The sequence below is a fragment of the Lysinibacillus sp. A4 genome, assembly GCF_024919535.1.
GTDB lineage: Bacteria > Bacillota > Bacilli > Bacillales_A > Planococcaceae > Lysinibacillus > Lysinibacillus capsici.
Map to the genome: position 1 here is coordinate 1 of NZ_JANWTB010000014.1, position 25,256 is coordinate 25,256.

The following is a 25,256-nucleotide window of genomic DNA, read 5'->3' on the forward strand; positions in this document are numbered from 1 at the left end:
AAGATGAGATTTCCCATTACGCAAGTAAGTAAGATCCCTCAAAGACGATGAGGTAGATAGGTTCGAGGTGGAAGTGTGGTGACACATGGAGCTGACGAATACTAATCGATCGAGGACTTAACCAAAAACGTTTGAAACATTCAATGTGCCGTTTATCCAGTTTTGAAAGAGCAAATCTTTCTAAAAAGAGAGCTTCTAGATACACCAATAATCCGTGTATGGAAGGTCGATCATAGTCTAGTGATGATGGCAAAGAGGTCACACCCGTTCCCATACCGAACACGGAAGTTAAGCTCTTTAGCGCCGATGGTAGTTGGGGGCTTCCCCCTGTGAGAGTAGGACGTCGCTAGGCAAAAAAAGACCAGAGAATTTATTCTCTGGTCTTTTTTGTTGTGCTCAGTCTAAAGTAGGCTATCCCCCGAAAAGGACAGTCCTATATACTTAAAACTCAAGAGCACTCCGAAGATCATTTAGGTAAGATTGACTCACTGGTAACTCACTTCCATCAATTAAAGTGACAATAAAATTTGACGTTAAATCACGTGCCATTTTTTTTATGAAATGTATATTTACAATGTAAGATCTATGGATACGAATAAAATATGATGGTAATCGTAATTGAAGTTCTTTCAGTGTAATACTCGTTTTATACTGATCACCCTCTACATAAAACCATGTTTTTTTCTGTAGGCTTTCAATATGAGATATTTTATTAATTGCTACAGGATTCCATTCCTCCTCTTGCTTTCCGGTTAAAAATTGAAATGGTTCTGCTCTTTTTGTTGTAAATGATGACGGTAGGACAATGACAAGAGCAGCAGGCTTATTTTGAATGTATATGGGATAACCAATGCCGTAATAAGGCGTATCGAATAGGGAATTATCTAAAATAGCATCTGTTTTTTTTTGAGTCTGTAACACTTGGTCCGCAATACTCCCAGGTAATACTTGTTGACCTATCTCTAAATGAATACTGTGGTGACCAGAGTGAAAATAAATATAAGCATTTTCAACAGCAATCGCAATGGATGAATCAGCAGGTATCCAGTCTTTCAACATAAAAATATATTGTTGTGAAATATCTTTTACGAAAGAATTTAACTCATTATTCATTGTGAATATCCCCCTTGTTTGTAAACAGTCTTCCAAATTTCATCGTCAAAAAAGGTAGTTTTATCCTTAAAATTTGATCTTTTATCGAAAAATAATGAAAATTCAAATAGTCTGTTATATATTAATTTACAACAAATAAACCTGTTATGGAACAGATAATTAAAAGTTTTTTAACAGAGTATATTGTACACAAAGGGGAAGGTGGAATTTCAATATGTCAACTCGTCAAGAAAGAATCGAAGCTTTAGAAAAACATTGGGCTGAAAACCCACGTTGGGCTGGTATTGAACGCACATATTCAGCTGAAGAGGTTGTTAAATTACAGGGGACAGTAGTAATTGAACAAACACTAGCACAAAAAGGTGCTACTCGACTTTGGAATTCATTACATGAGGAACCTTTTATCAATGCATTGGGGGCATTAACGGGGAATCAGGCAGTACAACAAGTAAAAGCTGGATTAAAGGCTATCTATCTATCAGGCTGGCAAGTAGCTGCTGATGCAAACCTGTCTGGTCAAATGTATCCTGACCAATCATTATATCCAGCTAACTCTGTACCAGCAGTAGTAAAACGAATTAATCAAGCGCTTCAACGTGCAGATCAAATTGATCATGCTGAAGGACGTGTTGATCAATTTGATTGGTTCGCGCCAATCGTAGCAGACGCAGAAGCAGGTTTTGGTGGGCCTCTAAACGTATTCGAGCTTGTAAAAGGTATGATTGAAGCAGGAGCAGCGGGTGTTCACTTAGAAGATCAATTAGCATCTGAAAAGAAATGTGGACACCTTGGAGGTAAAGTATTACTTCCAACACAAAATGCTGTTCGTAACTTAGTAGCTGCACGTTTAGCAACAGATGTTATGGGTGTAGATACAATTTTAATTGCACGTACAGATGCTGATGCTGCTGATATGGTTACATCAGATATTGATCCACGTGATGCAGAGTTCATCACAGGTGAACGCACACCTGAAGGCTTCTTCCGTACAAAAGCTGGAATCAAACAAGCAATTGCTCGTGGTTTAGCTTACGCTCCATATGCAGATTTAATTTGGTGTGAAACTTCTAAACCATCACTTGAAGAAGCTAGAGAATTTGCTGAAGCTATTCATGCTGAGTTCCCAGGTAAAATGCTTGCATACAACTGCTCACCTTCATTCAACTGGAAGGCAAATCTTTCAGAAGAAGAAATTGCAGAGTATCAACGCGAACTTGGTAAGTTAGGCTATAAATTCCAATTCGTTACTTTAGCAGGTTTCCATGCGCTTAACCACTCTATGTTTGAGCTTGCTCATGACTATAAAGATAATGGTATGGCTGCATATTCTAAGCTACAGCAAGCAGAATTTGCTTCTGAGTCTAAAGGCTATACAGCTACACGTCACCAACGCGAAGTAGGTACTGGATACTTTGATGAAATCTCTCAAGTTATCTCTGGTGGTACTTCTTCTACAACAGCAATGGCAGGTTCTACTGAAACAGAACAGTTTGTATAAGTCGTAGTTTAAATACGTGTTTTCCTAAATTCATAATCATAGAATAGTCTCCTCCGCTCCTCCTAAAGCGGAGGATGACGAAACTAAAATGGCAAAGGTGGGTAAACAGCTAATGGAACAAGCAACGACAGGTAAGCTTAAAATTGTTGGAGAACAAAACGAGCAAACTAATGAAATTTTGACACCTGAAGCTCTTGAATTTGTTCTTGCCCTGCACGAAAAATTTGATGCTCGCCGCAAGGAGCTGTTGGAGGCTCGACAAGAACGCCAAAAACGACTTGATGCGGGAGAGAAGCTGGATTTCCTACCAGAGACAAAGCATATTCGTGAAGGTGATTGGGTAATCGCACCACTTCCAAACGACCTGCAAGATCGCCGTGTTGAAATTACAGGGCCAGTTGATCGGAAAATGGTTATTAATGCGTTAAATTCTGGAGCAAAAATGTTCATGGCATGCTTTGAGGATGCATCTTCTCCGACATGGGAAAATATGATTGGCGGTCAAATTAATATGCGTGATGCTATTAATAAGACGATTGAATTTACACAAGCATCCAATGGTAAAACATATAAATTAAATGATGAGACAGCAGTGCTGTTAGTTCGTCCACGAGGTCTACACTTGCTTGAGAAGCATGTCCTGGTGGATGGAGAGCCGATTTCAGGCAGTTTCTTTGACTTCGGTTTATATCTATTCCACAATGCCAAAAACGCACTTGCACAAGGTACAGGGCCATATTTCTATCTACCAAAGCTTGAAAGTCATTTAGAGGCTCAACTATGGAATGATGTCTTTGTGTTTGCTCAAGATTATATTGGTATTCCACAGGGGACAATAAAAGCTACTGTATTAATCGAAACAATTTTAGCTGCTTTTGAGATGGATGAAATTTTATATGAGCTACGTGAACATTCAGCTGGTTTGAATTGTGGCCGTTGGGATTATATTTTCAGCTACATTAAGCGTCTACGCAATCAAGCGGATGTTATTTTGCCAGACCGTGGGCAAGTAACGATGACGGTACCTTTCATGAAAGCCTATACATCTTTATGTATTCAAACATGTCACAAGCGAAATGCACCAGCAATGGGCGGAATGGCAGCTCAAATTCCAGTTAAAAATGATGATGAGGCGAATGCAGTCGCATTTGCAAAGGTGGCAGAAGATAAACGTCGTGAGGCAACAGAGGGGCATGACGGTACATGGGTAGCACATCCTGGTATGGTTGCAACAGCGATGGAGCAATTTGATGCTATTATGATAACGCCTAACCAAATTCATAAAAAGCGTGAGGATGTACAAGTATCTGCCGAAGATTTAGTAGCTGTACCAGAAGGAACAATTACAATTGAAGGACTACGCATTAACTGTAGTGTTGGTGTACAATATATTGCTTCATGGCTTCGAGGTAACGGAGCGGCACCAATTAATAACTTGATGGAGGATGCTGCAACAGCAGAAATCTCTCGTACACAAGTATGGCAATGGATCCGTCATCCGAAAGGAATCTTAGATGATGGACGTGGTATTACATTAGCATTTGTTTTAGAAATATTGGAAGAAGAACTTGTGAAAATTAAAGAGGCTGTTGGGGAACAAGCTTATAACAGTGGTCGCTATGAAGAAGCTGCTGAACTGTTTAAATCCTTAATTGAACAAGATGAATTTGCGGAATTCTTGACACTTCCAGGGTATGAAAAATTAGCATAAAATATAAGTCTACTATCCAACATATCAAACTTTCCTAATAACTATAAATGGGTTGCCCTCGGGTACAATCCAGCCTATTCCACTAACATAACGTGACGGGGTCTGTTCCCCCGTTTAAAGAGATGAGCACGATTGATTTAAAAGGGGTCTATAAATAAAAGTTAAGAGATTTTAAGGGATAAAGATGTCTTACTAGCTTAGATGGGGAGCAGTAAGGCATCTTTTATATAGTACATCCGCGTAACTGTTTTTTTAGTTACGCGGTTTTTCTATGCTAATTTACTACGGCTAGTACAAAGCCGTCATACCCTTTGACACCAACTGTTTGTATAGCTGTTGCTTCAATTCTCGGGTTTGCTTTTATTAAATCCATAAATTCTTGTACGCCTGTAACACGTTCAACCTCACTATTTTCATTAATTACCTCACCATTACGTACAACATTATCTGCAATAATAAGAGCGCCAGAGTTTGCTAATTTTAACGCCCACCTCAAGTAAGCGGGGTTATTCAACTAACGAAGAAATTTAGTTGAATATGTAACTTTTGGTGGATAATTGGTGTCTATATAAAAGAGGTGGGTAAATAAAATAAAAAAATTATTCTATGGTTTGATCGCATTAGCTTTATTCATGATTATGGGATGTAATATTCAAGGGGGAACTACAACAGTATCAATTGACAGTATAGATGCCGAAGAAGCTTTAACATTAGATTCTGATGCTGATATTTTTCAGTATGATGGAGTTATCTACAAAGCTAATATTGATTGGGTTGAAGAATTGTCTTTAACAAAAGATGTTCAAATCGGTGAAATAAAAACAAAAAATGATGCTAATACAGATTTTAGAGATGAGATGTCGAATAAACTTCCTGTTGGTACAAAGATTTTTTCCACCAAAGAACGAGGAGATATTTTAATTGTTGAATCTGAAGGAGAAATCAAAAAATATCTTGCAATTGTTGAAGGGTAAACAAAATTCCTTGTTCAACAAACGTGGTGCTTTAATTGAATAGATAGAATGATGTATCCATCTCATACGAGGTGGTCTTTTTTATTTATACAGTGCCAAAACTTAATATAGTTTTGACACCAGAATGTTGATGCAGTAATATCAAGGTGTAAAAAGGTGTCATAACTTAGGTCTATAAGTGTAGTGCAGAAATGAGGTATTTTTCTATGATTTACGGTTATGCAAGGGTATCGACTGTATCACAGGAATTAGAGGTTCAGCTTCAAGCGTTGGAGAGTGAAGGAGCGACTGTTATTTATAAAGAGAAATTCACAGGAACGAAAACAGACCGGCCACAATTAAATGAGCTGCTGTCTAAATTAAATGAAGGTGACAAGCTTGTTGTAACCAAATTGGATCGATTTGCTCAAAACACTAAAGAAGGCATCGAGATCATTGAACGGTTATTCGCCAAATGCGTAAATTTATTAAAAAAATTTCCGTCATCGAAAGCGTTTTGTATCGTTACTACAGCGATGTAAAATGCTTTTTTGCTTCAAAAAAGGAGCAACTATCATGAAAAATAAACTAAAAACTACACCAAACCAAGCAGTCCAAACATTTATGACATACGGCAATCAAAAAGGAGATCGGCAACTCAAAGAAGAACGCCTGCAGCAATTAGAAGACGTACTGGCCACACAAGGTATTTATCCTGGATGGAAAGTACATAGAGTGCTAGAAAAATTGATTTATGATTTTACATACAATGGCATTATCAAAGTAAGCCGAGAGCATTTGAGTAACAAATTAGAGGTAGGATTCAATACAATCTCAACAGCTTTTAAGTATATGGAGCAATCAAAGCTATTATCCTTTCCAGAAACAAATCAGGAAAGACGAATAGTGGGTGTCGTGTCATTATAGATGCGCAACATATCAATTTTGAAAGCATTTTAAAATGAAAGAGCATCCTTTCTCATTATGTCAAACCTACCAAGTGAAACCATCAAATATCGCACTCCAATTTAATGGCATTCATGAAACAATTCGTTCAGTCATGGCGGGCTATGGTGCAAATTTTATTTCTCCTCTTGCGGTTAGAGAGTATGTAGAGAGTGGGCAATTGGCGAGAGTTTATGTGAAGGATATACATGCCATTAAACATAAAATTGCAATTTGTACAAGGAATAATGAGAAGCAGAATTTACTTGTGCAAAGATTTATTGAAACCATAAAAAATTCCCCCATTTAAACATTTGAATCTCATGCAAGGTGTAGAGAAATTTGTTATATTAGTTATATAACAAATCTGGAGCTGATAAACATGTTTATTCAAATAGAATTTCAATCAGACGTACCTATTTATGAGCAGGTAACACGTCAAATTATCGAAGGAATTGCTAGAGGAGAAATGAAGCCAGGTGATACTTTGCCGTCTGTGCGGAGTTTAGCTGCCGATTTAGGTGTTAATATGCATACTGTTAATAAGAGTTATCATGAATTAGAGGCGAAAGGGATTATTACCATTCGGCCAAAATCTGGAGCTATTATAAGTTCAGCAGAGGAGAGAGCTTTATCACCTGAGCAACTACGTCAAATCGAAAAGAATTTGAAACCTGTTGTGGCAGAAGGAATGGTGCTCGGCGCAACAGCTGAACAAATTGAGCACATGATGAAAAAAGTATTTGCCGATTTGCAAATTCCAGCAGAGGGAGTGTAGCAAAATGCTACTTGGCGTTTTTATAACCATTTACATCATGACATTAGCTTTGCAAATAGTCGTTCCCTATATTGTAAGAGAGACTATCGTTTTTGGAGTCACAGTGCCTGATCAAATTATTAAGCATCCCCTCTTAGCTCAGTTGAAAAAACAGTATGTGCAGTTCGTAGGGGGCACAGGTATAGTATTTCTAATCATCATGATTATAAGTTACAATCAATTTGCTCCTTCTGAAGCTATTCAAAGTATTGTTTTATTAAGCTGTTTGTTTAGTATGCTTACAGTAAGTATGGCGTTGTATTGGATAAATCATCAAAAGGTATCGAAGTTGAAAAAACAAGAGCAGTGGGGTGCAAATATTAAACAAGTACGGGCAGTGGATTTAACTGCAAGAAGCCGTGATGAAATGCTTCCTTGGTCTTTTTTTGCTGTACCATTAGGAATATCCGTATTTTTGATCATTTACACATACCTTCATTACGATCTCATGCCAAATAATATAGCAGTACATTGGGGGCCAAGTGGCGAAGCGGATGCCTGGAGAAGCAAGACCTATTTTACGGCTATTTCACTGCCACTGGTAATGCTAATGATGCAATGTATGATGTGGGGAATTACCGACTCCATTAAACGTTCGGCAATTAAATTAGCTGTAAATCGCAAAGAGGAATCGTTGGAGGATCAGCTAAAAACACGAAAATACATGAGTTGGCAAATACTACTGATAAGTTCTGCATTAACAGCTTTATTAACAATTTTACAATTAAGCAACATCTATCCTTCTATGACAGTAGGCTATAAGCTATTACCAGTATTTATTTTGTTCTTAGTTGTTTTGCTGGGTTCATTACTGATATATGTGGTGAAAAAGTATAAACATAAAGTACGCTATGAAGCAAATATAGATTCCCAAGTAATGGACGTGGATGAGGATCGTTATTGGAAGGGCGGCTTAATTTATATGAATCGACAAGACCCATCCGTTTTTGTGGAGAAACGCTTCGGGGTAGGATGGACCATGAACCTTGCCAATCCTAGAGGCTATATTGTAATTGGTTTACCTTTTCTCTTATTGCTGTTGATTTCTATATTTTCGTTATAAAATAATAGTAATTTGTGCTGAAAAAATTCGTTCTATATGATCGGATTTTTTCTTATTAACTGGAGGTGGGCAGATGAAGATCCTTGTTGTCGATGATGATGTTCATATTTTACAGCTAGTCAATATTTATCTTACAAAGGAAGGCTACCAGGTGCTACTTGCTGAAAATGCAAAGCAGGCACTAGCCTTACTCGAAGGGAATCTGCCTGATTTAGCTGTTGTCGATGTGATGATGCCAGGAATGGATGGTTTTACACTAACAGAGTATTTAACTCAAGATTATGATATTCCTGTTTTATTATTAACAGCAAAAGGTGAGCTAGAGGATAAAGAACGTGGCTTTTTAGCAGGATCTGACGATTATGTTGTAAAGCCCTTTGAACCAAAGGAATTATTATTTCGTATAGCTGCAATTTTGAGGAGATTTGATAAAAAAAATCAAGTAACCATTCAAGTAGGTAAACTAGTAATTGACCGACGAAGCTTTGAGGTTGTAATAGGGGAAGATACACTTATATTACCTTTAAAGGAATTTGAATTACTGGCTTTGTTAGCATCACGACCCCATCAAGTGTTTACTCGTAGCTATATTATGGAACAAGTATGGGGCTATGACTATGATGGAGATGAGCAAACGTTAAATACGCATGTGAAGCGGATTCGTGAAAGATTAAACCGATATGACACGGCTGTTGAAATTACAACAGTAAGAGGTGTTGGCTATAAGCTAGAGGAAACAACATGAAAACGTTATATAGTAAGTTTGTTGTAACCACAATGCTAGTAATGCTCGGAAGCTTATGTATGGGCTTTCTGGCAACGAATACCTATTACCATCAAGTTGTAAAAGAAAAAAATGATGCGAAAAACGTTAGCATAGCACAGGATATTGTGCATTATATTGAGACAAACAAACCAGAAGATTTAAATAGCTATCTAACAACATTGGGTGAAATCGGCTATCAAATATATGTGACAACTGGTGAGGAGGGGCATTTTTTTGGCGGTCCATATCGTGATAAAACATTGTCAACATCTGTTGTGGAGCATGTTTTAAATGGGGAAACCTATCATGGTATGCGAGATTTTCCTAAAGAAACCTTTGTAACAGGATTTTTTGCTAACGAACTGAATAATACAATTGGTGTGCCATTTACCTATGAAAGCAAGTCCTATGCATTGTTCATAAGACCAGATATTCGTTTATTGTTTTCTGAGGTGCATACAATACTTGCAGGATTAATGTTGGTTATGACAGTACTGAGCCTTCTTGCCATGCTACTATTTGCTAAAGCATTAATTCGCCCCATTACGAAATTAACAGCAGCCACTCAACAGCTAGCGCATGAAAAATTTGATACAGTTCTAGATATTGATCGTGCAGATGAAATTGGCCAATTAGCATCAAGCTTTAATAGGATGACCGAGAGATTACAGGAAACTGATCGTACACGGAAGGAATTTATTAGTAATGTATCACATGATTTTCAGTCGCCTTTATTAAATATTCAAGGGTATGTAGATTTACTGAAAAATCCTTCCCTTACTGAACAGGAAAGACAGGAATATGCAGCAATCATTGAGCTAGAAACAAAACGCCTATCTACATTAACCAAGCAGTTATTATTATTAACCTCCCTTGACCAATCGACAAGAATTGTAAAACGTGAGTCTTATCGCTTAGATGAACAGCTCAAGGAAACCGTACGAAAGTATCGTTGGCAAATGGAAGAGTCACAGCTTCAAATATCGTATAAGCTTGAGCAAATTATTTTTGATGGCGATGCAGGGCTTTTACAAAATGTATGGGATAATTTACTGACAAATGCCATTAAATACAATGTAGAGGGTGGACAAATACATCTACGTTTACAAAAAAGATCTACTTCACTTGAAATTCTTGTTGAGGACAGTGGGATAGGAATGACTGAGGATCAATTAGCAAAAGTATATGACCGTTTTTATCGCGCTGATGCGTCTAGAACCAAGCAAGGGACAGGACTAGGATTAGCGATTGTCAAACAAATTGTTGAGCTACATGGAGGGACCATACAGATGCAAAGTACGGTGCATGCAGGCACAAAGGTTTATATCCATCTACCAATTTTGTCATAAGGAGTTCATATAAAGTTCATGTTCACACGATAAACTGCTACTTAGTTGAAACATAACTAGGGGGTTATCGTATGGAACAAAAGTGGAGCATACGCCTTATTCGATTAGCGGCAATTTTTGCTTTAATCGGCACGTATTTAGGTTCACATATGTCGGGATCAGGTAGCTATGAATATAGACCGATACATGCACATATTTTACTTGTTGGCTGGCTTAGTATGTTTGCCTGGGGTATTTTTTATCGAGCCTTCAAAGTGAAATCACAAAAATTAGTAACCATTCATGGTTGGACAGCTATTGTAGGTGTTCTGGGCTTAACGTTAGGCATGTGGTTTTACAATATAAATCCATTTAATTTTGGTAGCACTTTTACATTAGTCTTCTTTATTGTAGGAGGAACTACGCTATTAATTAGCTTTGCTTTATTTATTGTTGTAACATTTATGATTCAACAACAAAAGGATACTAGCAGTCATTAATAAAACCTACCGTGTCTTATGTGATGCGGTAGGTTTTAAAATATTTATTTAATTTCTTCAAGTGACTTTTTCAGCCATCTTGTCGCCTCTTGATAGTCTTGTGCAACACCATGCCCTTTTTTGTAGAGCATACCAAGCTGGAATTGAGCTTTTTGATGCCCTTGATTAGCAGATAGTCGATAAAGCTGGGCAGCCTTTGCAAAGTCCTTTGGTACGCCCTGTCCATGAATGTGCATTTGGGCTAATTGGTATTGTGCCTTCATATGTCCTTGTGACGCAGCCTGTTCAATCCATTTAGCTGCCTCTGTGTAATCCTGTTCTACCCCTTTACCTTTATCAAATAAATTGCCCAGTTGATACTGCGCACCTGCATGTCCTTGAATGGCTGCAAGGCGATAACATCTGCGGGCCTCCTCAAGATTCAAGGCTACCCCTAATCCCTGTTCATATAGTAGGCCTAATTGATATTCTGCTTGAATATGTGATTGATCGGTTGCTGCTCGCCACCATTTCACGGCCTCCTTATAATTTATAGGAACAGCAGTGCCAGATGTCAGTAATAGGCCAAGCTCATACTGTGCATCTGCATAGCCTTTTTCAGCCGCTGTCCTAAAATATGACATTGCTTTGGCTGGGTCTTGAAGCTGATATACATATAGACGTCCTAGCTCGAAGCCAGCGCTGATATGGCCATTGTCAGCAGCTAGTAGTAGCCACTTTTCTGCTGACACAAGATTCTGCTCTTTTTCATACAGCAGGCCAAGACAGTATTGAGCATTTAAATGTCCTTTATGTGCCGCTAGCTTAAACCATTTTAGAGCTTCTATATGATCTTTCATCATTCCTTGCCCAGTATTATAGAGCATGGCCAGTTGAAACTCTGCATTCACATGGTCCTGTAAAGCAGCCATATGAAACCATTTTGCCGCTTCTTCTTGGTTTTGGGGAATACCACGCCCTTTAAGATGCATATAGCCGAGATTGTATTGAGCACTTGCATCTCCAGTTAGGGCAGCCATTTTGAAATAAGCGACGGCCTTATCATAGCTTTGCTCCAAACCCGTGCCATTATGATAAAGAAAGCCTAGATTGTTTTGGGCACTAGTATTACCTTGATTGGCAGCTAAGGTATACCACTTGGCAGCTTCGTTAAAATTTTGAGATAGGCCTAAGCCTTGATTATAGAGTACACCTAAATTGTATTGGGCGTCAGCATTCTCTAAATCAGCCGCTATTTGGTAATGACGTGCAGCCTCTAGATAATCCTGTATAACACCTTGGCCTAGATGATAAAGTACACCGAGGCTATAGTGAGCATTTGCGTCATTTTGTGCGGCAGCTCGTTCATACCACATTTTTGCAAGCCTATAGTCCCTTTTTACCCCTCGACCATGATTGTAAAGAGCACCTAAGTTATATTGAGCGCTTGCATCTCCGTTCTGGGCAGCTACTTCAAACCATTTGACAGCATGTTCGTAAGCCTCTTGAGACTGCTCATGCTGAAGTATATTTTCATCAAATATTGAAGGAAGTTCTGTGATATGAGAAGGCAGGCGGTTGGATTTGAAGCTACGATCATAGCGCTTCATAAACCATTCAACAATATCGCTAAGATAATCTAAAACAATTTTAGCTGCTTTGGCTTCTACAATGTCATTACTAGTATGGCTTGTCATTTTATGAATTAGATTCATCAATAAATAAATCCGACGAGGATGAATTTGCCCTACAAAACTTCGATTATTTAATAGCATTCGGACATTTTTGAATTTAGGTTCGGTATGCATTTCCAATCGATAAATCTCATATAAAATTTCCTCTAATACAAAAAGTGACTTCTGTAAGGATTCTGCTGGGGTTGAAATGGCGAGCAAACTAGCATCCTGTAAATTTTTAGCTAATATTGTGAAGGACAGCTGTCTTAATTTTTGACATTGTTCTTCAAGATTTTCATAATGCATGACGAAAGTACTCACCTCTTTCAGTTAATTACCTCGGCGTCATTGCAAGCATTTTCCTATTAAACCTTTTTACAAAGCGCCTCTTCATCTCTTTGTTCATATATCGGAGAAAAATCGATATTATTGATATGTTTTAATGGGATTCATCAGTTGAATTGTTGCTGTTACATGATACTATTTGATATAAGGGAGATTCGTAGCTACGGAGAACCTGTCAGCCTTTAGGTGGGGGATCGAAATGAAAAATATTGCAGCTATTATACCAGCATATAATCCACAACAATCACTCATTACCTATGTACATCAATTATTAGCAACGACTATTACTCAAATCATCATTGTCAATGATGGGAGTGATCAAAAATATAAAGATATTTTTGAAAACCTAGATAAAATTGAACGCTGCCAAGTACTCCAGCATGATTGCAATATTGGTAAGGGTAGCGCACTTAAGACCGCCTTTGCATATATACGAGAACAACAAGCAAGGTGCCATGGTGTCCTTACAGTGGGGGCCCATGGGCAACATACTTTACAAGATGTGAAGCTTGTTTTAACAATGACAAAGGTGTTTTCTGAAGGGATTGTGCTTGGTGTACGTAACTTTCGTTCAACTGATAGTACATTTCTTTCTTACTGGGGAAATCGTGCAACAAGCTTATTTTTCGAGTTACTGTATCATAAGAAATTAATGGATACACAAACAGGTTTACGTTATATTTCCATCAATGAGTTGCCTTGGTTAATGAAAGTAAAAGGTGAACGCTATGATTATGATACAAACATGTTAATTGCTGCACTTAAAAGAAAGTGTCCAGTTTTCGAGGTAGAAATTGGGCAATTACGTATAAAGAAGAATTCAATAATTCAGTACGATGAAATAACAAACGCTGGTACGATTATTACGAGAATGCTCATAAATTATTTAAAGCCAAGGAATAGTAACGGCTAGGTTTCAAATTTAAAATAATGAGCTAGGATAAAGAATAACGATCACTCATTAGAGCGTAGCGAGTATAAGAGAAGGAGCAATGTATATGGAATATTCAGATCAAGTGAAAAATCGTGTGAAACGGATGGAAGGACAGCTACGTGGCATTTTGAAAATGATGGAGGAGGAAAAAGACTGTAAGGCAGTCATTACACAATTATCAGCAGTACGCTCTGCTGTAGACCGTACAGTTGGGGTTATTGTTAGCACAAACCTATTGGAATGTGTACAGAATGCTGAAGGGGATGGCGAAAAAATGAACGAAGCCATTCAGGAAGCAGTTAATTTAGTGGTGAAAAGTAGATAAAAGATATGAATTTCGTAACAACAATATAAAGTAGAGTGACTAAAAACTTTCTGAAATCAACAAACAAATATTAACAAGCACAAATGGGCCCTTAAGTGAGTTCTTTGTGCTTTTTTTGTATATAATGTAAGGAAGACGGTTGGAGGTGAGGAGTTTGTGGAAGAAATTGGCTATAATTGCCATTATTATTATTTTTATTGATCCTATTTATACGGCTGGTAAGGCTGTTGTTCAGCAGGTGGTCGATTGGACAAATAATGATGAAATAGAAACTATGCTACTGTCAACAAAGGACAAGATCGTAGATGTTACTGCAAGACTTTCAGATAATGCCTCAATTGAAACAGCCCTACCTATAGAAGATGTACATGAAGCGGAGGTAGCCCCTACAGCTCCACCTATACAGAAACCTGAAACAAAGTTAGTGGTGACAAATGCCGAGGAGCTAGCTGATGCGATGTATGCGTATTATAATAGCTTTTCACCAAAGTTTGAAATTCAATATAAAGGGAATACACAGCGAATTGAACAAATTGTAGAAGAGGCCTATAACAATGCTATCAAACGCGATGACTATGTTTACGGCCATGTAAGTAAACATTCAATTCGATATGAATATGGGCGAAATAAAGCGACTATTTTTGGAGAACAGAGCTATTTAATGACGCCAGAGCAGGCGGCATATGTAGAGATGAATGTTCAAGAAATTATCGCTAAGATTAGTAAAAAATCTATGACGGATGTAGAAAAGGTACGAGCTGTCAATGACTATATTGTGGCCAATACTTCCTATACAGAACAAACGAATTCTAGCCCACACAGCGCTTATACGGTTCTTGCCGAGCACGGGGGAGTATGTCAGGGCTATGCTTTACTTGCTCACTCTATGCTTCAAAAATTGGGTATTGAAACAAAATATATCGTGGGCTATGTAGGTCAAGAGGGACATGCGTGGAACCTAGTCAAGTTGGATGGACAGTGGTATCATCTTGATACAACATGGAATGATCCAGTACCAGATCGTAAGGGCGCAATACGCTATCAATACTTTTTAGTAGATGACCGTACAATGGCGAAGGATCACACGTGGATTGCTGAAGACTATCCAAAAGCAACAAGCACACTATATAGTTATTATCATGATATAGACTTCCCAGCACAGGTTGGAGACCAATTGTTTTATAGTAATATTGCAGATGATAATAAGCTATATGTACTAGATATGAAAACTGGTAAAATGAAGCGTGTCACAAATTCTCGTGCACAATATATCGTTTATTCGGATGGTTGGCTCTACTTTAGTAATTATTCCCGAGGGGCGTATTTAACAAAGATTCGTCCGGATGGTAGTGGAGAAGAGGTACTAAATAGGGAGGATTCGAAGGATTTATTTATAAAGGATGGGTATCTCTATTTTACGACGAATGAATTGAAGAGACTGGCACTTTAAAAAGAAAAGGGCAATGACTTATAAACAGTCATATGCCCTTTTAGTTCGTTCAATTAAATAAGTAATAGGCTGATGCTGACAAAGGGTAATGTCCACTTGAGGATACATGCAGGTTATTTCATCTGTGAAATTCTTTAAAATGAGTGGATTATGTTTAATGGCTCCACCATTACAATATAGAGTAAATGGTGAATTCTGATAGTTAATTTTTTTCAATACAGCATTCGCCAGAATAGCTAGTTCATGGGCTGCTTGCTGAGATATTTGGATGGCGCATGCGTCTTCTTGCTCGACTGCCTTTGCCACAAAGGAACCCATCTTGGCCAATTGTGCATTTGTATAGGAAGGGCGGAAGAGCCATTCAGCGAGCTCTGTAACATCTTGTATACCTAAAGATTGATAGACAGCTTCCTTTAAGAGTGTTGGTTTCCCGCGACCATCCTCCATTTTAAATATAGCTCTTACGACTTCCTGCCCTAGCCAATATCCACTTCCCTCATCGCCAGCCCGATGTCCCCAACCTCCTGCACGTACAATCCGCCGCCCATCAAAGGCATAGGCAATAGCTCCTGTTCCAGCGATGAGTAGTGCACCTGCCTGTCCAGCAGTCACACCTAATAGTGTAGCCTCCGCATCATTTTCAATAATCATTGTGTCTATTTGTAGCTGTGTGAACTTAAGAGCATTTTGAACAATAGCTACGACAGCTGCATGATCCTTCGGAGAATCAATACCCGCTAGAGCAAAGGTAGCTACAGCAATTTGAGAATTAGGATACTTTTGCAAAAATGTTTCAACATTTGCTAAAAGCTCTTGTAAAATTGCTGTAGCTGATTCAACACCAATGGCTTGATAATTAGAGCCTTTAGCGGATATAGAATATTCAATGTCACCAGATTCAGCATGAACAACTGCACATGCTGTTTTTGTCGCCCCACCATCAATAATTAATAACCATTGCTTCATTGATTCCATTCCTCTAGAAAGGCTGTTAGCTCTTTTTCTGCTTCAATAATGGAATTTTCCTTTAAGCGAATCCATTCATAAAAATCGTGGGCATTCAGTTTGGAGCGTTCAAGAGCAGCTTTCATAGTGGCTGGAGCGGGTCCACCTAGTAATGTTCGTACACCAACAAAAGATTCTGGTTTTAATGTCTTATAGAAATCCTCTTCTGAAATAGTTAATTCCTTGCCCGTGATCAATTTCGATTGTGTATTTGCAAGTCCCCATGTAAGACTAGCTAATGATTCCTCTCCATGAGCAAGTAGAACCTTAATACATTTACTAACAATACTATGTGCTTGCCGGAAGGAAATTCCCTCTGAACGGACTAATGTATCAGCTAGCTCAGTGACATTCGCAAAGCTATTTTCAGCGCGATTTTTTAACTTCTTCTTATTGACATCCATTGTAACAACAAGCGAACCAAACAACTTGTAAATACCAATTAAGCGGTCAATGGCACGCCATAAATAAGGCTGCATATCATCCTCAGTGTCTACGATATCTCCAAAAGGTGTATTATGTACCATCTGTAATACTGTACTTGCATCTCCTACAACCGCAGATAGTAATGAGCGTGTATGTTCTATAGAAACAGGATTACGCTTTTGAGGCATAATAGAGCTTATTTGCACATATGGACTTGCGAGTGTAAACGCATTAAACTCCTGAGTAGCCCATAATAAAAAATCTTGAGAAGTACGGCCAAGGTTGAGTGCAGCGAGCTGTATAATACTTGCAGCCTCAGCTATATAATCTGCCCCTGCAACCGCATCCCATGCATTTTCGATAATATCATCAAAGGCTAGTAGATCACGCATACGTTCTCTACTAATATTAAAGCCTGTCGTTGTTAAGGCAGCGGCTCCCATACTGCTACGATTGACCGTTTTATAGACATGCTGCATTCGTTCAAAATCACGCTCTAGCTGGTCGATGACGGCCTTTAAATAATGGGCGAAGGTTGTAGGCTGGGCCTGCTGTGTATGTGTGTAGCCAATCATAATGGTATCGACATGTTCCTCTGCAGCAGCGATTAAATCATCACGTAATGTTAGTAACTCGCGCATTAATAATAATAATTTTTTTCTTAATGTCATTCGATAGATGGCGATACCCATATCATTTCGGCTTCTGCCAATGTGAAGATTTCCAGCAATATCACCAGCAAGCTCTATTAATTTATTTTCAATGCGGAAAAATAAATCCTCATATTGGGGACTGTAATCCTCTATACGATAATAGTTTAAGTCAATTTTTTTTAGAGCTATCCCAATTTGCTTTGCTTCATCTTTTTTTACAAGTCCTTGTTCTTCTAACATTTTTAAATGAGCAATATTGATTTGTAGCATAATTGTTAAAAAATTTTTCTTTGCTTCATCATAAGCTGGCTGTAAAACAATTTTTCGATAGATGTTAGAAGGGAATATCATCCCATCTTCCAGCTGTGTTTTATTGCGAAAATCTTCAAACATTGTCATGGCCCCCTAATAGATTGGCAGCTAGATGGCTGTACCAGCACTGCCTTTTGATAGTTTTTCAGAAATAATAAGGACAACTAAAATTAAACAAATTTGTAAGACACCATAAGCACAGGCGGTCCCAAATTTAAATGCATATAATTTTTGGAATATCGCTACAGACAATGGAATAGTGGATGTACTGTAAATTAGAATGGATGCAACAAATTCACCAAAGCTTTGCACGAGGGCTAAGAGTGTCCCTGCTAAAATCCCGGTGAATGTTAAAGGCACGACAATACGTCTAAATGTATACCACCAGTTGGCCCCTAAGCCACGTGATGCCTCTTCAATTGATTGATCTAGCTGTACAAGAGAGGCGGATGTTGATCGAAAAACAAGTGGTAAATGTCGAATAAAGTAGGCTAATGGCAAAATCCAAAATGTCCCGATCAATACTTGATTAAAACTAAAGATACTTTCTGTACTAAAGGCAGCAATTAAATTAACAGCAACAACTGTTCCTGGCAAAGCCCAAGGTACCATTATCAAAATGTCGAGCATGGTTTTCCCTTTAAAATTTAAGCGCACCATAGCATAAGCAGCCGCGACACCAAAGATGATATTGCCCAGTGTTGCAATAACACCCATTTGAATGGAGTTCCAAATAGGTCGCCATGTGCGTTCATCAGTAAAAAGGGCAATATAATGATCGATTGTATAGTCGGTTGGGAGAATTTGCGTTTTCCACGCTCCATCCACAGAGAAAGAGATCAATATCAACACTAAAATAGGCAGTATCAATATTAATGTGCCAACAAAAGAAGCAATTGTTGCGATAATTTTTACTTTTTTTGAGGATACCTCTGAACGATGAACACTAATTCCCTTACTTAGATTTTGATAATTTCTGCGATTTTGATACCAGCGCATAATGATTAAAAAAGTGATAGATACAAAAGATAATATCATCGACTGTGTTGCAGCCATCTCAAGATTCCCATTTGTACGTGATAAATAAATTTGCATCGTCATAGTACGCTCTACACCAAACATCAAAGGTGCAGTATAAGAAGCCATAGAAATCATAAACACCAATAAGGATGAGGCAACAATAGAAGGTGTGAGCATTGGTAAAATAACCTTTGTCCATACGCGAATACGCCCTGCACCCAGACTAGTAGCTGCCTCTTCAAGAGCAGGATCAAGCCCCTTAATAGCAGCAGAGGCAGTCAAATAGAAGTACGTATACATTGTGAATGTATGAACAACGATGACGCCCCATATTCCCTTCAAGGCAAAAGGAACGTGATCCAACCCAAATAGATGCTGAAAAATTCGTGGAAAAATCCCGCTATCACCATATAAAAATGAAAAGGACAAAACACCTACTAGAGGAGGAAGTGCCATTGGAACCAAAACTAAAACAGACAATATCCGTCTCCCAGGGAAATTATAGCGTTCTAGTAAAAAGGCCATTGTTACCCCAACAAGTGCACAGCAAATAACACTGATAAATGAAATATAAATACTGGTCCACAAGGCCTCTAAATTTGCTGGACTAGCTATATCAAAAAATTTCTTATAGTGAAAGAATGCTTCATCGCCAGCAAAGCTTTGGATGAAAGTTTGATAGAAGGGATAAACCACATAGGCGAATAACACTAAAAATAATGGCGATATTAAAACATAGACAAACCAATTAGCATGAAAAATTCGCGTCCACGTACTTTCAGACTGTTTCTCCATATTGGCTTCCTCCTATTCCCCTAAAAAGTATAGTGAATCTTGTGCCATATGGATTGTAATATCTTCACCGATCTTTTTGATTTGGTCATAAGAATTAATAAGCATTACTTTAAGTGAGAACGCAGTAAAATCTACAATGTAATTAACGCTAATGCCTGTGAATTCAACAAATGTAATTTTTCCTGTTAATGTGTTTTCACCAGTACCAAGTTGAATCGATTCTGGACGAATAGAAATAAATACTTTGTCTCCAATCATATGCGTTAAGGAGGGAGAGCTTTGTTGCTTTCGCCCAGTTAAATTATGTCCATTCACTGTTCGTACTTGTACATTTTCCCCATCAATAGCTTGGATTGAGCATTCAATTAAATTAGTTTCCCCAATAAAATTTGCCACAAAACGATCCTTGGGTTGATGATAAATTTCCTGAGGAGTCCCAATTTGTTTGATATAGCCATTTTCCATGACCATAATTCGATCCGACATAGACATGGCCTCCATTTGATCGTGAGTAACGTATATCGTTGTGACTCCAAGCTCAGATTGGATTCGTTTGATTTCAATACGTGTTTCCTCACGCAATTTTGCATCTAGATTGGAGAGAGGTTCATCAAGCAATAAAATATCTGGCTCTATCACGAGTGCTCTAGCTAAAGCAACACGCTGCTGCTGCCCACCAGATAGCTCATTTATTTTTCTGTTGCCGTAAGCAGCAAGATGCACTTGACCTCTAATTCGATCAACCTTGTGCTGAATCTCAGCTTTTGAAAATTTTCGAACTTGTAAACCAAATGCAATATTCTCATCAACCGTCATATGGGGAAAAAGGGCATAATTTTGAAATACCATGCCGATATTGCGCTTATTGGGCTGAAGTCGAGTGACATCTCGATCATCAAAAAGAATTTTGCCTTTAGTAGGATAATAAAAGCCTGCAAGCATTCTTAAAGTGGTTGTTTTGCCACAGCCGCTAGGACCGAGAAAAGTAAAAAATTCACCAGCTTTTATTTCAAGGTTTAAGTCTTTCACACCATACACTTGACCAAATTGCTTCGAGACGTTTTCGATTCTGACACTTCTCAATCATTAACTCCTCTCTAACAAAGAATCTAGATAATACAGGAAGGTAAAAATTCGCTGTATAAGCCGAATTTTTACCCGTTCTACTATTTACCGCGCCCTTTAATATTGTTATCCCAGTATTCCATCCATTCTGCTTCTTTGTCAGACATTAGCTGCCAATCAATATCAAATGTTTTTAAATCTAATTCCTGATACCATTCTGGCATGGAGGCTTTGTCGATATCAGAACGTGTAGGAATTTGATAGTAATCATTAGCTAATTGTGTTACCATCTCTTTTTCAAATAAAAACTCTACAAATAGTTTTGCATTTTCTAGGTTTTTCGCATTGTTTACAACTGCTACACCGTCTACTAAAATAGGTGCTCCACTTTTAGGATAAATATAATCAAAAGGATAATCTGTCGTATATTTTTTTAACAAAATATCTTGTAGATTCCATAGGGAGACACTGCCTTCTTGACGTGTTAGCTTTAAATACAAGGCATTAGGGTCTTGTGTGTACTCCTTTGTGTTGGCATCTAATTGTAGTAACCATTCATAGCCTTTATCAGGTGAATCTGCACCTTGTCGTACGATCATGGAAGAATAAATCGTACGCATTGTGCCTGACGCAAGTACACCTCTGATTAAAATTTGATCCTTCCATTTAGGATCTAATAAGTCATCCCAGTCCTGTGGACCAGTTTCTTTTGTTAGTAAATCACTATTAATCATAATTACTTCTGGTAACAGCATCTCGCCGAACCATCGTCCATCTACATCTTTGTGTGTGGTATCAATAGCGTCAATAAAGCTCGGCTGCCAAGCATGTAGTAAGTCTTCATTGGCGCCAACAATGAGCGCTGATTGCGTTCCGCCCCACCAAAAATCTGCTTGAGGATTGGCTTTCTCTCCACGAAGACGTTCTAAAATTTGTTGAGCACCCATCGTTAGAAATTCTACTTCAATGTCTGGATATTTTTCATTAAACTGATCGATCACATTTTGCACCATTTCTTCGTCACGTCCAGTGTAAATTACTAGCTTGCCTGAAGGCGACGTTGCTGCTACTTCTGTTTTTTTACCATCCGATGCCTCGTCATTACTTGCTGCATCATTTGTAGAATTTTGCTGATCTTTGCCATTACAAGCAGCTAAAACGAAAAGCATTAACATAAGGAAAAAACCAAGAACATAGGCTTTTTTCATCAACTTCCCCTTTCTTAAAGTAAGTTACTTGCATATTGCAGTATAATACTGAAGGGGAACATTAATGTTAGAATTATTAAAAAATTACATTTGCATTCATCATAGCGAAGTGCATAATGGTAAGCAATGGCATTTCATTAAAGTTCAAAAAAACTCCTTAAAAAGGAATCGTTCCATTTTTAGGGAGTTTTTTGTCGTTTTATGAATGTGCTTCTAATAAGCTATCCTTTTGTTGACGTTGTGCAACAATGGTTGGCAGCATCATGCCAGCAATCACCAGTACAATCCCGATAATTTGTACAGTAGTTAAAGGTTCATGCAAAACAATAACAGAAACAGTAACAGCCACTGGTAATTCAATGGCGCTTAAAATAGAAGCAAGCGCACCACCGATTTTAGGGATAGCAATTGAAAATAGATAAATTGGTAAAATGATACCGAAAAGACCTAGTGCTAGTCCGTATTTCCACAGGCCTTGCATGAATAGTTTACCGTTCCAAATAACCTCAGGACTTAGGAAAATACTGATCATAATAAACGCCACAGAGGAAACGATTAATACCCTTGATGTGGTAGTCACGCCCTCGACAGGTCGAGAATTAAATTGAATGAAACATGCAAAAGTAACGGCTGCTGTAAAACCGAATAGCCATCCTTGAATAGGAATGTCACTTAAATCTACATTTAATACACCTGCAGCTAGAATCGTTCCGATAAATAAGATCACGATCGAAATTACTTCAGGTCTACTTGGTAATCTTTTATGGAGGGCACAATCAATCAGTAGACCAATCCATGTAAATTGGAATAGCATGACTACTGCAAGAGAAGCAGGAAGATACTTTAAAGATTCTCCGTATACGATACCTGTTGTCCCTGTAAAAATTCCTGCACATATTAAAATAAGTAAGCCCTTCTTGGACGGTCTTGGTAATTTTCTGTCAGTAAAAATAAAGATGGATATTACGAGTAAAAAGCCAATAATATACTGGCTTGATACAGCCTCCGCTGATGTAAAGCCATGCTGCATAGCTACTTTGACAATAGTCGACAATATCCCGTAACTACTAGATGCAATAACAATCAAAAGAGGGTAAATCAAATTGTTTTTCATATATTAGTTATTCACTTCCTAAAACTGTTTAACCATATGATGAAAAGGCTCATCAATAATTGACCAAGGCTCCGTAATAACAAAGCCTAGTCGTTCATAAAGACGGCGCGCTTCTTCTTTTTGGGTTTCAACATTTAATGATAATTTTGTATAGCCGCGTTGCTTTGTCAGCTCTTCGGCAAATTGTAATAGCAATGTTCCGATTCCTTTACCACGTGCAGCTGGTGCAACACAAACTGTATCAATGTAAGCCTCATCTTCATGGGCTTCTTGGTCAATAACAATGGATGGCGCATTTTTTGCTTCAAGCCATTTAACAAGGTTAGCGTCCATGTGAACGGCTTGTTCGCCGTGATAATAAACGAGAATCCCCAAAATCTGTTCATTTTCAGTAGCAACAAAAGTATTTAAATAAGAATGTCGATTGTCTTCTTGGTGAAAAAGAACAGTCAGCTCCTGCATAACAGCCTCCGTTGATTGCTCACCAGTTAAGCGATTAGCAATATCGCCAATGGCGTCGATAATTAAAGGCACAACGGCATGGGCATCTTGTGGTTGCGCTTGTCGAATTGTAATACTCATTTTGATAATCCCTACCTTTCTATAGGCAAGTATAACAAAGATAGGGGATGACTCAAGTTATCCATCCTCTCATAAAGAAATGCCAAAAGTAAAAACCTTTATAGAATGACAATTTTCGTGTTAATCTATAATGACTAGACTTTCAGGAGGACTATCATGACAAAGCAAGAGAAGGATTTTATATTAGTCTATGGAGATGCTTTTATTGACTATATTGCTGATGATGTAACAAACACATCATTTACTAAATATATGGGTGGCGCAACGGTTAATGTTGCAGCGGGTATTAGCCGCATTGGTGCACCTTCCGCATTGATTACAATTACGGGGGATGACGAGGGCTCACAATTTGTGCGAGATGGGCTTGCCCAAGAGGGTGTGAAACTGGATTATGCCGTATTTGATCCAGCAAAACGGGTAAGTGGTGTATATGTGCATCTAACAGAAGCATGTGAGCGAATTTTTAAGGATTATGTTGATGAAACACCTGATTTACAAGTTGAACCATCACAGCTAAATGAAGCAGCTTTTAAGCATGCCTCTGCTTTAACGGTGTGTTCAGGCACAATGTTCCATCCAACAGCTCTTGCTACAACACGAGCTGCAGTAGAAATGGCTAAGGACAAGGGTGCGATTATTGCAATGGATGCAAATATTCGTCCTTTACGTTGGAGCAGTGAAGAAATTTGTCGAGATACGATTACATCATTTTTTGAGGATGTCGATATTTTAAAGGTGACGGATGATGAGCTATTCTTCCTGACAGAGACAAGTAGCTTAGAAGAAGGTATCGAGCAATTAAATAGCTATTTAGTGCCTATTATTTTAATTACCGTAGGAGAAAACGGGACTTATGCAGTCCTTAATGGTGAAGTTATACATGTACCGACTGAGAAAGTAGTGCCTGTGGATACAACAGGTGCGGGAGATGCATTTATGGCAGGTGTCCTACGTGATGTCCATTACAATGGTTTACCTACAACAAAAGAAGAACTAGTGCGTTGTACAAGCTTTGGCAACAAATTAGGAGCGTTTGCCGCAACAAAAGCAGGTGCTTTAACGGCTCTACCATATTATGAGGATATTAAGCATTTACTAAAATAAACATGTGAGGCGTGGAGAATATGGGGAAAGACTACGATGTTTTAGTAAAGGATCAACTGTTCTTTGGCGGTGCAAAAGATGCAGAGGCTGCATTTACACAAGAATCCATTGATGTTGTGATAGATGTTCGTGTTCAAGGGCTATCCCCTCAAGACCAGGAGACAGTTCCTTATTCTTATAAACATATGCCTATAGCAGATGAAGATAGTGAGGTAGCATCATCCATCCAACAAGTCGCGCAAGAAGCTGCTAAAGCCTTTGAGACAGGGCAGAAAATATATGTTCACTGTGGAAGTGGTGGTGGACGTGCAGGGGTTGCAGCTACCGCTATATTAATGGAGTTGGGAATAGCTGATTCATTAGAAGCAGCACAGGCAGCTGTCAAAAAAGCTCGTCCAGTGGTAACTATACGCCCTAAAATGGAAGATGCTCTGCAAAAACTTTATAAATAATTGAGAAGATGTACTAATTAAGGTACATCTTTTTTTATGATGTAAGAGATAGATTGTTCTATACATATTAGAACAAATTTGTTATAGTTAGTATATAACAAATAATGAGGTGATCTG

Annotated in this window: 24 protein-coding genes, 2 rRNA genes and 2 pseudogenes; 18 read left to right on the forward strand and 10 right to left on the reverse strand. The window is 38.3% G+C overall.

Going from position 1 to position 25,256, the window contains the following annotated elements:
• Positions 1 to 125 (forward strand): 23S ribosomal RNA (locus tag NY607_RS21305); the annotation flags it as partial.
• 111 nt (positions 126 to 236) lie between these two features.
• Positions 237 to 352 (forward strand): 5S ribosomal RNA (gene rrf, locus NY607_RS21310).
• 89 nt (positions 353 to 441) lie between these two features.
• On the opposite strand, the gene NY607_RS21315 is transcribed toward rrf, so the two are convergent.
• On the reverse strand, positions 442 to 1,113 hold the full coding sequence (locus NY607_RS21315; RefSeq protein ID WP_131522756.1) for a LytTR family DNA-binding domain-containing protein: 672 nt from the start codon (positions 1,111 to 1,113) through the stop codon (positions 442 to 444).
• A 214-nt stretch (positions 1,114 to 1,327) separates the two neighbouring features.
• Between NY607_RS21315 and aceA the strand changes: the two genes are divergently transcribed.
• Positions 1,328 to 2,611 carry an isocitrate lyase gene (gene aceA, locus NY607_RS21320; RefSeq protein ID WP_131522757.1) on the forward strand — a complete coding sequence of 428 codons (1,284 nt, stop codon included), beginning with the start codon at positions 1,328 to 1,330 and terminating at the stop codon, positions 2,609 to 2,611.
• A 112-nt stretch (positions 2,612 to 2,723) separates the two neighbouring features.
• Entirely contained in the window at positions 2,724 to 4,322 is a 1,599-nt protein-coding gene (gene aceB, locus NY607_RS21325; RefSeq protein WP_259420365.1) for a malate synthase A, read from the forward strand.
• Between the two features lie 274 nt (positions 4,323 to 4,596).
• On the opposite strand, the pseudogene NY607_RS21330 reads toward aceB, so the two are convergent.
• A pseudogene (locus NY607_RS21330) lies at positions 4,597 to 4,833 on the reverse strand (O-methyltransferase); the annotation flags it as partial.
• 121 nt (positions 4,834 to 4,954) lie between these two features.
• Here NY607_RS21330 and NY607_RS21335 point away from each other — a divergent pair.
• The 9 genes and pseudogenes from NY607_RS21335 (at position 4,955) to NY607_RS21375 (ending at position 10,694) form a co-directional block, all read left to right on the forward strand.
• A complete protein-coding gene (locus NY607_RS21335; RefSeq protein WP_237899034.1) occupies positions 4,955 to 5,296 on the forward strand; it encodes a hypothetical protein in 342 nt (113 codons plus the stop codon).
• Between the two features lie 206 nt (positions 5,297 to 5,502).
• Positions 5,503 to 5,763 (forward strand): annotated as a pseudogene (locus NY607_RS21340) (recombinase family protein); the annotation flags it as partial.
• Positions 5,764 to 5,851: 88 nt separating this feature from the next.
• Positions 5,852 to 6,202, forward strand: a complete 351-nt coding sequence (locus tag NY607_RS21345) for a hypothetical protein (RefSeq protein WP_259420331.1) — start codon at positions 5,852 to 5,854, stop codon at positions 6,200 to 6,202.
• 34 nt (positions 6,203 to 6,236) lie between these two features.
• A complete protein-coding gene (locus NY607_RS21350; protein WP_259420332.1) occupies positions 6,237 to 6,530 on the forward strand; it encodes a substrate-binding domain-containing protein in 294 nt (97 codons plus the stop codon).
• 72 nt (positions 6,531 to 6,602) lie between these two features.
• Positions 6,603 to 6,998 carry a GntR family transcriptional regulator gene (locus NY607_RS21355; RefSeq protein WP_048395924.1) on the forward strand — a complete coding sequence of 132 codons (396 nt, stop codon included), beginning with the start codon at positions 6,603 to 6,605 and terminating at the stop codon, positions 6,996 to 6,998.
• 4 nt (positions 6,999 to 7,002) lie between these two features.
• On the forward strand, positions 7,003 to 8,100 hold the full coding sequence (locus tag NY607_RS21360) for a DUF1648 domain-containing protein (RefSeq protein ID WP_131522124.1): 1,098 nt from the start codon (positions 7,003 to 7,005) through the stop codon (positions 8,098 to 8,100).
• A 73-nt stretch (positions 8,101 to 8,173) separates the two neighbouring features.
• Entirely contained in the window at positions 8,174 to 8,845 is a 672-nt protein-coding gene (locus tag NY607_RS21365) for a response regulator transcription factor (protein WP_131522125.1), read from the forward strand.
• Positions 8,842 to 10,215, forward strand: coding sequence for a HAMP domain-containing sensor histidine kinase (locus tag NY607_RS21370; RefSeq protein ID WP_131522126.1), 1,374 nt, complete (start codon positions 8,842 to 8,844; stop codon positions 10,213 to 10,215). The genes NY607_RS21365 and NY607_RS21370 overlap by 4 nt, the downstream gene beginning before the upstream one ends.
• Positions 10,216 to 10,286: 71 nt before the next feature.
• Positions 10,287 to 10,694: a hypothetical protein gene (locus tag NY607_RS21375; protein ID WP_131522127.1), complete on the forward strand. Its 408-nt coding sequence runs from the start codon at positions 10,287 to 10,289 to the stop codon at positions 10,692 to 10,694.
• A 44-nt stretch (positions 10,695 to 10,738) separates the two neighbouring features.
• On the opposite strand, the gene NY607_RS21380 is transcribed toward NY607_RS21375, so the two are convergent.
• Entirely contained in the window at positions 10,739 to 12,655 is a 1,917-nt protein-coding gene (locus NY607_RS21380) for an SEL1-like repeat protein (protein ID WP_131522128.1), read from the reverse strand.
• 238 nt (positions 12,656 to 12,893) lie between these two features.
• Between NY607_RS21380 and NY607_RS21385 the strand changes: the two genes are divergently transcribed.
• The 3 genes from NY607_RS21385 to NY607_RS21395 all read left to right on the forward strand — a co-directional run bounded on the left by NY607_RS21385 (position 12,894) and on the right by NY607_RS21395 (position 15,403).
• On the forward strand, positions 12,894 to 13,607 hold the full coding sequence (locus NY607_RS21385) for a glycosyltransferase family 2 protein (protein ID WP_259420333.1): 714 nt from the start codon (positions 12,894 to 12,896) through the stop codon (positions 13,605 to 13,607).
• Between the two features lie 85 nt (positions 13,608 to 13,692).
• Positions 13,693 to 13,953: a metal-sensitive transcriptional regulator gene (locus tag NY607_RS21390; RefSeq protein ID WP_004233098.1), complete on the forward strand. Its 261-nt coding sequence runs from the start codon at positions 13,693 to 13,695 to the stop codon at positions 13,951 to 13,953.
• Between the two features lie 145 nt (positions 13,954 to 14,098).
• Positions 14,099 to 15,403, forward strand: a complete 1,305-nt coding sequence (locus tag NY607_RS21395) for a transglutaminase domain-containing protein (RefSeq protein WP_259420334.1) — start codon at positions 14,099 to 14,101, stop codon at positions 15,401 to 15,403.
• An 18-nt stretch (positions 15,404 to 15,421) separates the two neighbouring features.
• Here NY607_RS21395 and NY607_RS21400 read toward each other — a convergent pair whose 3' ends face one another.
• The 7 genes from NY607_RS21400 to NY607_RS21430 form a co-directional block, all read right to left on the reverse strand.
• Positions 15,422 to 16,369 carry an N-acetylglucosamine kinase gene (locus NY607_RS21400; RefSeq protein WP_131522131.1) on the reverse strand — a complete coding sequence of 316 codons (948 nt, stop codon included), beginning with the start codon at positions 16,367 to 16,369 and terminating at the stop codon, positions 15,422 to 15,424.
• Positions 16,366 to 17,880 (reverse strand): argininosuccinate lyase, encoded by a 1,515-nt coding sequence (gene argH, locus NY607_RS21405; RefSeq protein WP_131522132.1) that lies wholly within the window; start codon positions 17,878 to 17,880, stop codon positions 16,366 to 16,368. Before argH ends, NY607_RS21400 begins: the two co-directional genes overlap by 4 nt.
• Positions 17,881 to 17,907: 27 nt before the next feature.
• Positions 17,908 to 19,614, reverse strand: a complete 1,707-nt coding sequence (locus tag NY607_RS21410; protein ID WP_259420335.1) for an ABC transporter permease — start codon at positions 19,612 to 19,614, stop codon at positions 17,908 to 17,910.
• Between the two features lie 12 nt (positions 19,615 to 19,626).
• A complete protein-coding gene (locus NY607_RS21415; RefSeq protein ID WP_131522134.1) occupies positions 19,627 to 20,697 on the reverse strand; it encodes an ABC transporter ATP-binding protein in 1,071 nt (356 codons plus the stop codon).
• An 83-nt stretch (positions 20,698 to 20,780) separates the two neighbouring features.
• Positions 20,781 to 21,887, reverse strand: coding sequence for an extracellular solute-binding protein (locus NY607_RS21420; RefSeq protein ID WP_131522135.1), 1,107 nt, complete (start codon positions 21,885 to 21,887; stop codon positions 20,781 to 20,783).
• A 199-nt stretch (positions 21,888 to 22,086) separates the two neighbouring features.
• Positions 22,087 to 23,001 (reverse strand): EamA family transporter, encoded by a 915-nt coding sequence (locus tag NY607_RS21425; RefSeq protein WP_259420336.1) that lies wholly within the window; start codon positions 22,999 to 23,001, stop codon positions 22,087 to 22,089.
• Positions 23,002 to 23,019: 18 nt separating this feature from the next.
• A complete protein-coding gene (locus NY607_RS21430; protein ID WP_131522137.1) occupies positions 23,020 to 23,583 on the reverse strand; it encodes a GNAT family N-acetyltransferase in 564 nt (187 codons plus the stop codon).
• Between the two features lie 156 nt (positions 23,584 to 23,739).
• Between NY607_RS21430 and NY607_RS21435 the strand changes: the two genes are divergently transcribed.
• Together NY607_RS21435 and NY607_RS21440 are read left to right on the forward strand one after the other, a co-directional pair.
• Positions 23,740 to 24,687: a carbohydrate kinase family protein gene (locus tag NY607_RS21435; RefSeq protein WP_054548551.1), complete on the forward strand. Its 948-nt coding sequence runs from the start codon at positions 23,740 to 23,742 to the stop codon at positions 24,685 to 24,687.
• A gap of 20 nt (positions 24,688 to 24,707) precedes the next feature.
• Positions 24,708 to 25,139 carry a protein-tyrosine phosphatase family protein gene (locus NY607_RS21440; RefSeq protein WP_131522138.1) on the forward strand — a complete coding sequence of 144 codons (432 nt, stop codon included), beginning with the start codon at positions 24,708 to 24,710 and terminating at the stop codon, positions 25,137 to 25,139.
• Positions 25,140 to 25,256 lie beyond the last annotated feature (117 nt).